This is a genomic window from Carnobacterium sp. (assembly GCF_032094055.1).
GTDB lineage: Bacteria > Bacillota > Bacilli > Lactobacillales > Carnobacteriaceae > Carnobacterium_A.
This window is the reverse complement of sequence record NZ_DAMDAK010000012.1, coordinates 30,943-35,638: the sequence shown is the minus strand read 5'-3', so window position 1 is coordinate 35,638 and position 4,696 is coordinate 30,943. Positions and strand designations below refer to the sequence as shown.

General features: G+C 35.8%; 6 protein-coding genes. 1 reads left to right on the top strand and 5 read right to left on the bottom strand.

The genetic code is table 11. From position 1 onward, the window contains the following. Nucleotides 1–301 precede the first annotated feature (301 nt). From RT405_RS03355 to RT405_RS03335, 5 genes are all read right to left on the bottom strand, one after another. Complete coding sequence (locus RT405_RS03355; protein ID WP_313467546.1) at nucleotides 302–931, bottom strand: helix-turn-helix transcriptional regulator; 630 nt, start codon at nucleotides 929–931, stop codon at nucleotides 302–304. A 178-nt stretch (nucleotides 932–1,109) separates the two neighbouring features. After that, nucleotides 1,110–1,895, bottom strand: a complete 786-nt coding sequence (locus RT405_RS03350) for a hypothetical protein (protein WP_313467544.1) — start codon at nucleotides 1,893–1,895, stop codon at nucleotides 1,110–1,112. A 283-nt stretch (nucleotides 1,896–2,178) separates the two neighbouring features. Further along, nucleotides 2,179–3,201, bottom strand: coding sequence for a tRNA-dihydrouridine synthase (locus tag RT405_RS03345; RefSeq protein WP_313467559.1), 1,023 nt, complete (start codon nucleotides 3,199–3,201; stop codon nucleotides 2,179–2,181). A gap of 296 nt (nucleotides 3,202–3,497) precedes the next feature. After that, nucleotides 3,498–3,827, bottom strand: coding sequence for a hypothetical protein (locus RT405_RS03340; RefSeq protein ID WP_313467543.1), 330 nt, complete (start codon nucleotides 3,825–3,827; stop codon nucleotides 3,498–3,500). Between the two features lie 82 nt (nucleotides 3,828–3,909). After that, nucleotides 3,910–4,341, bottom strand: coding sequence for a GNAT family N-acetyltransferase (locus RT405_RS03335; protein WP_313467542.1), 432 nt, complete (start codon nucleotides 4,339–4,341; stop codon nucleotides 3,910–3,912). A gap of 123 nt (nucleotides 4,342–4,464) precedes the next feature. On the opposite strand from RT405_RS03335, the gene RT405_RS13470 reads away from it, so the two are divergent. Beyond that, nucleotides 4,465–4,578, top strand: coding sequence for a hypothetical protein (locus tag RT405_RS13470; protein ID WP_396163162.1), 114 nt, complete (start codon nucleotides 4,465–4,467; stop codon nucleotides 4,576–4,578). Nucleotides 4,579–4,696: the final 118 nt, after the last annotated feature.

Below are 4,696 nucleotides of genomic sequence, written 5' to 3'. Positions count from 1 at the left end.
ACTTTTTAATGTAGTTGGCGTTATTCTTTTTGTGTCGACATTTATAATCTCTAATATCTATCGAAAGCTGATGAAAACGAAAAAAGATCAAGTTTATTGAGCATTAACAAAGAGACAACTTTGTAAAAGATGCCGTCAGATGATTATCAAAAATGAACCGAGAAAGTTTCTTTGAAGAATAAAATTATTTTTCCTGTTTTCTTGAAAAAAAGACCATCCAAAAATAATTTTAGATGGCCTTTTTTTCTATCTAACACTTACTAATATTTACTGAAAAAACGGACTCGCTTCTATTATAGATCTATACCTGCTCCTTCTTTACTCTGCGATTCCCAATGAAAATGTAGCTTATTCCCAAAACGACAAAGACTAGGAAAACAAAGGTTAGTATAGCCTTTTTCTCTGTAGGATAAGGTGCCAGGGGGTCTCCAGATAGTAAATTTGCTAAGACAGAAGCTGGTATAAGTGTCATTAATAGAATATTCAATAGAGGGATAAATAAAATGGTGTTCGGTTTAGCTAACATCTTTCCGATACCGTAAAGAACCGCGCCGACGATTTGCACGATCATACCATTTACGATGGCTTCAGAGGTTTGGTGATCATACCAAGTACTGAATGAAATGAGTAAACCAATTACTATAAATGCAGTAGACAACCTAAGCAGCACAGAACTAGATAAAGCAGCACCAGTCTTTTTTGCCTTGTTTTCCGCCTCTTCTTTATCTTGCAGGTCATCTTTCAACAGATAGTCTATTGAGGTATCAAAAAATCGGCTTATTTCTATAATGTTTTCTACTTCTGGTAAAGAAGAGCCTAATTTCCATTTAGATATCGCTTGTCTGGAGACATTTAAGTGCAGGGCTAATTGATCTTGAGATATACCTTTTGCTTTGCGTAAGGTTTGTAGCTTTTCTCCAAAAGATATCACACCCACCTCCTATTTTCTATTTTAAGTTTACCATAGTGCTTGGTTGCATCCCACCATCTCTAGCTGGCAAATCCGCAACTGGCGGTTGCAAAAGCACTTTAAAATAGCAGCATGTCCTGAACATAAATATAAACTTCTGGTCTGCTAAACAGTTTTATTATCACTTTCATCTTATCCCTTACACTGGAAAACGTATGTAGCGCTTTTGCTTGGCAATGCCCGTTTCTAAATCACGTTTAGCTTTTTCAAGGTTTAGCGCCACCATTCTTTCAGCATCTTCGTCAACGATCAACCCTAATGAATGGATATTGCTTTCCAATTCAACTACATCTCCAGCTATTTTCTTAACAAATGTCTTTTGATCACGTGAAAGTTGTTTCCATTCCTTCGTTGTTTCTAAATAAGCAGCATAAGCCCGAATCCCTTCATTTTGCTCTGCTAAAATGCTGAGGGTTTCAAATTGATACAAATTGACCCAGTTAGCTGTTTCAATTCCTTTCTCAATATCTTGATCAGTCAGTTCTCCTCTTACCAGTAATGCATCATAATAATTTTGAAAATCGATAACCAAGCTATTGAATTTCTTTTGCATTTCCCACAGATTTTTGTATGCTTCATGACCTGCCAACGCATTTAAATTATCTGTATTTACCGGAATTTCTAAAGGTTTTATATAGTAATCAGAGTCTATCTTCAAATGATCTCCGCCAATACTAAAAATGTTGTTGCTAACATCAGCAAATAACGATAATGAAGATTGTGCAATGTAAGCTTCTTCTTTATCCTCTTCTCCCATTGGTGACAAATAAGCCGATGCGACGGGTTGATTCTTCATAGTAAATCCGGCCATATAGTATGGTTTATCGTTTACCATCCGATATATCGGATTAACAAATACCCCTTCGTACCACTTTTTATACTTCTTCACCTTATGCATTAATGCTTTTTCAGTTGTTTTATCCATAGTTCCTCCTTCTAGTTGATTAAGTTTTTACCTTCTTTACTTTTCATGGTAGTTTTAGCATAAAATTTCATCTTCTGGTTAATTATGTATTTCCTTGAAAAAATAGTACCATACCTTTGACTGCAAAGCCTAACAATAGCCTTTTACCCGTTTTCGAAAAACACAAAAAATCTCCGCTTAAGCATCGACACAACTTATCCTAACGTGTGTCTAACTTTAGCGGAGCATAAATACAGTATTCTATTTCTTTAAAAACACTCTTTCAGTATCAATAGACTTTAACTCAGATTCTGCCCTCAGAGTTAAACTGAAAGGCATCAGAAGCCAAATTTGTTTCATTATCATCTTCATATACAAAGTTATCCAGCAAAGCCCGTACTTCATCGGTCGACTCAGTATCCATTAATTGGTTTCTTAATTCACTTGCACCGCGAAAACCACGAACATAAATTTTGAAGAAGCGGCGTAACGGTCTGAATGGACGCGGCTCCAATTCTCTCGAATATTTATCATGGAGATCAAGCTGCAGTCTTAAAAGACCAAGCAATTCTTCGCTGCTGTGTTCTTTCGGCTCTTTTTCAAAAGCATATGGATTTTTAAAAATACCCCGTCCAATCATTACTCCATCTACACCATATTGTTCAACGAGTTTTAATCCTGTTTGCCGATCAGGAATGTCTCCATTAATCGTCAAAAGGGTATTTGGAGCTATTTCATCACGAAGTTTCTTGATTTCTGGAATCATTTCCCAATGAGCATCGACTTTACTCATTTCTTTTCTTGTACGTAAGTGAATGGAAAGATTAGCGATGTCTTGCTTCAATAAATGTGTGATCCACTCATACCATTCGTCTAAGCTGCTGTAACCTAATCTCGTTTTTACACTTACAGGCAATCCGCCTGCTTTGGCTGCTTCTATAAGATCAGCTGCAACTTCTGAACGAAGGATGAGACCAGAGCCCTTTCCTTTTCCAGCTACATTCGGAACTGGACAGCCCATATTAATATCAATTCCGCTAAACCCTTCTTTCGCCATGCCGATACTCATTTCTCTGAAGTATTCGGGCTGGTCTCCCCATATGTGAGCGACCATTGGCTGTTCATCTTCTGTAAACGTTAAACGGCCGCGTACACTATTGCGTCCTTCTGGATGACAATAACTGACGGTATTGGTAAATTCAGTAAAAAAGACATCCGGTTTGGCTGCTTCACTCACTACATGACGAAAAACAACACTGGTCACATCTTCCATTGGTGCCAATATAAAAAACGGCCGCGGCAATTCACGCCAAAAGTTTTCTTTCATATTCAAATTCAATCCTCTCATTACGGGACAGCAGAACAAAAAATAAAAAGCAAAAACAGCTCTGCTTCTTTTACACTTATCCCCTGCTTAAACAATTTTTTATTAAACAATTAGTAAGCTTTGGTTATTATACACTTTCAATCAACAAAAAAAAAGTGCTAAGGATAATCTGAATAGAAAAAGAGCTTTAGATCGGTCAGATGTAAAGCTCTTTTTTAACTAGATATTAAAAAGTTCCATTAGAAAAGGAGTTAACAGCTTAGATAAGTTACAGGTAGGGTCCAAAAAACTTGTCGCTAAAATCCATTTTTTTCAACAAAATCACGAATTTCTATAAGTTCTACAGGTGTAGCGAAACGTTCGCTATTGTATAACTCTTCTAAGTCCTGCTCCGTAATCCCTAATTCTTTTGAAATCTCCTCATTCGATAACCTTTTATCTTTTTGAATTTCTTGGATATTAGTCATTAAAATAATTGTCTCAATTTCATCATCCGATAATCTGTCTTCTTCTGCTTGATCATAATTAATGATTTCTTTGATTGATTCTAAACCAAGAAATTTCCCCATACCTTCTGCTAGTTGTTTGACTTGACGCATGATAAAGTCTTTTTCTTCTAATGCCATAACGAACTCCTTCTTTCTTAAATAAGGTTTTATTTTCACTGATCCATTTGGAATTGTTTTTAACGGCTTCACGTATATTAACTTAAGAAAACAGTTTTAAAAACCTCTTTTGAGTCTTGTCACAGCTATAACCGATTGATTCATAAAACTTATGAGCTCCGAGTCTGGTTTCTCCAGAATTTAACCGTATTCCAGCTAAGTTTCTTTCACTAGCTGCTAATTCAATCTCTTGCATTAATTGTTTCCCATTGCCCTTTTTTTGATGGTCTTGATCAACCGCCAAAGCTAGTATATTTAACATGGGTTCAGAGTACAAACTTTCATATACTTCTGCATGTACATATCCCGCAACCTTCCCATCCTCTTCAGCAACGAAAAGAATGTGGTGTATATCATCGGCTACTAGTTTTTTCATTTGTTTTTCAGTAATTTCTATTGGAACATCGTATCCTAGAGACTCCGCATTAATGCGTCTGATTTCTTCTGCATCCTTCATCTTCATATCTCGAATCATAAGTATCCTCTTTTCCTGAAAAATCGTTGCCTTTATTTTATCATATATGCACCCGGTTTAAGCAGTATTCTTAAGAGCATTTTAAAGAAACTATCATTTTAATTAAAACTTTTACAGCTCATAATGGGTTTTGGATCTCTTTTGATTTCCTTCATTAGCTTAGTAGTTATATGGATAAAGCTGAGCAATGCAAAAAATAACCAGCTTATCCTAAAAACAACAAAAAGTTACCCATAATTACGCTTATTAGGCTGTAATTATGGGTAGCTTTCGTTGGTACAATTGTTAAAGCCGTTAATTTAGTTATTTATTAAACTTTTTGCTTCCCAATTTCATATGAAATTGAGGATCTTTT